The sequence below is a fragment of the Streptomyces sp. NPDC057486 genome (genome assembly GCF_042802415.1).
Lineage (GTDB): Bacteria > Actinomycetota > Actinomycetes > Streptomycetales > Streptomycetaceae > Streptomyces > Streptomyces yanii.
In genome coordinates, this window is sequence record NZ_JBHVEE010000297.1 from 1 (window position 1) to 2,399 (window position 2,399).

Below are 2,399 nucleotides of genomic sequence, written 5' to 3' on the forward strand. Positions count from 1 at the left end.
GCAGCACCACGCACCAACGGATGCCCCACCAGCGCAACCTCGACCTCACCCAACTCAATACGAAAACCACGAACCTTCACCTGATCATCGACCCGGCCCAGGAACTCGACGTTCCCGTCGGGCAGGAAGCGCGCGCGGTCGCCGGTCCGGTAGAGCCGGCTGCCCGCCTCCTCGTCGAACGGGTTCGCGATGAACCCCTCGGCGGTCAGCTCGGGACGCCCCAGATAGCCGCGCGCCAGACCCGCCCCACCGATGTACAGCTCACCGGCGACGCCCACCGGCTGGAGCTGGAGACGGGAGTCGAGAACGTACAGCCGCGCGCCGTCGATGGGACGGCCGATGTGGACGCGTTCCAGTTCGGGCCCGAAGCGGGCCACGCTCACCGCGATGGTGGCCTCCGAAGGACCGTAGCCGTTGAAGAACGACCGGCCGGGAGACCAGGTGCGGACGAGATCGAGAGGACACGTCTCACCGCCAACGGAGACACAGCGCAGGAAGGGCAGCGATTCCTCGGGAAGCGTGGCGAGCGCCGCCGGTGTCAGGTTGATGTTCTCGACGGCCTGCTCGACGAGAAGATCGGCGAGATCGGAACCGATCATCTTCAGCCCGGCGGGCGGCAGCACCAGGGTGCCGCCCGACAGCAGTGCCGCCGTGAACTCCCACACCGAGATGTCGAAGCTCAGCGATGTTCCCTGCAGTACCCGCTGCGGTGTGTCCAGGCCATAGTTCTCGTGCTGCCACCGGGCGATGCCGCGGATGCCGCGATGGGTGATCTGCACGCCCTTCGGCCGGCCCGTGGAACCGGAGGTGTAGATCACGTACGCCAGGTCGTCGCAGGTTCCGCCCGTCTCCAGGGGCGTGTCGGGCCACCGGTCCAGCTCCGGCCAGACGTCCTCGACGGTCAGAACCAGCGCATCGGACTCGGGCAGCACCCCGGCCGTCGACCGCTCGGCCAGCACCACCCGCAGCCCCGCATCCTCGGCCATGTACGCCAGACGCTCCCGCGGATACGCCGGATCCAGCGGCACATACGCCCCGCCCGCCTTCAGCACCGCCAGCAGACCGACCACCATCTCCACCGAACGCGGCACACACAGACCGACCAGACTCTCCCGCCCGACACCACGATCCCGCAGCAGACGCGCAAGCCGGTTCGACCACCGGTCCAGACCCGCGTAACTGAGCTGGCAATCGCCGAAGGCCACGGCGATCCGGTCGGGACACCGGCGGACCTGGGCCGCGAAAAGCTCGTGAAAGGGCGCCGGACGCGCTGACTGCTGCTTGATCTGCTGAAGTCTCAAACGCAGCATCGCCTGCTGTTCCGCAGTCAGGTTCTCCAGGCGAGGAAGCAGTTCACTCATGATCGTCACTCGTCTCGATAGCCGGTGAAGCACTCGGAGTCCGGTCCTGGGAATCGCTCGGCGACATTCCCTGAACCTCGGCGACGAGTTGCTCAAGGAGTTCGCGCTCTTCCGCGTTCCTGATCCCCGCCGCGTAGGCCGACAGGTCGAAGTCGGCGTCGGCCGCTGTCTGCTCGGTCGTGGAGTTGCCCTGGCGGAGGATCTGCTGCCGCTCCTCCTTCGTGAGGACGGTGATCCCGCTCAGCCTCACCTCCGGCTCCCGCGCGATCTGGGAGCAGACGCTGCGGAGATGGCCGAGCATCCGCTCGATCGCCTCCCGCTCGAAGCGCCCGGTGTCGTACTGCACAGTGATCCGGAGCCGGTCCTCCGCGACGGTCGCCACCAGGCCGATGGCGTAGTCGATCCGTTCCTCGGAGCGGGTGAGGTCGATGCGCAGGGCTGTGGAGTCGTCCTTCGCCACCGGGTAGTTCTCGAAGACGAAGAGGCTCTCGAAGAGGGGGGCACCGGCGGGGAGCCCGCTCCACCGCTGGACCTTCCCCAGCGGGCTGTACTCGTACTGCCGCATCCGCAGGTTCTGTTCCTGCAGGTCCTGGAGCCAGCCGAGCGCAGTGCTCTGCCCGGGCAGCCCCACCCGGACGGGAAGCGTGTTGATGAAGAGGCCGACGGTGCCTTCGATGCCCTCCACGTCGGCAGGGCGCCCGGAGACCACCGTTCCGAAGACCACGTCGTCGGCGCCGGTGTAGCGGCCGAGCAGGAGCGCCCAGCAGCCCTGGAGGACGGTGTTGAGGGTCAGCCGGTTGGTCTTGGCCAGCGCGTGCAGCCGGCCGGTGTCCTCGGCGTCGAAGAGCACGTCGAGTTCCTCCTGGCCGCTTGCGCCGGACGGAGTCGTCCCCGGCGCCGCGTACCGCTCGATGCTCAGCGGGGTGGCCTCCTCGACGCCGTGCAGGGTCTCGCGCCAGTACTCCTCGGCCTCGCGCAGGTCCTGCCGCTGGAGCCAGGACACGTAGTCCCGGTAGGGGCGCGCGGGGGTCGGGTCCA

2 protein-coding genes are annotated in these 2,399 nt (G+C 68.5%); both read right to left on the minus strand.

All coding sequences use genetic code 11. From position 1 onward, the window contains the following. Nucleotides 1-1,361 (minus strand): amino acid adenylation domain-containing protein (locus tag ACFU6I_RS48420; RefSeq protein WP_384380925.1); only part of this gene is annotated, 1,361 nt, incomplete at its 3' end. Further along, nucleotides 1,354-2,399 (minus strand): condensation domain-containing protein (locus ACFU6I_RS48425; protein WP_384380928.1); only part of this gene is annotated, 1,046 nt, incomplete at its 5' end. The genes ACFU6I_RS48420 and ACFU6I_RS48425, both read right to left, overlap by 8 nt.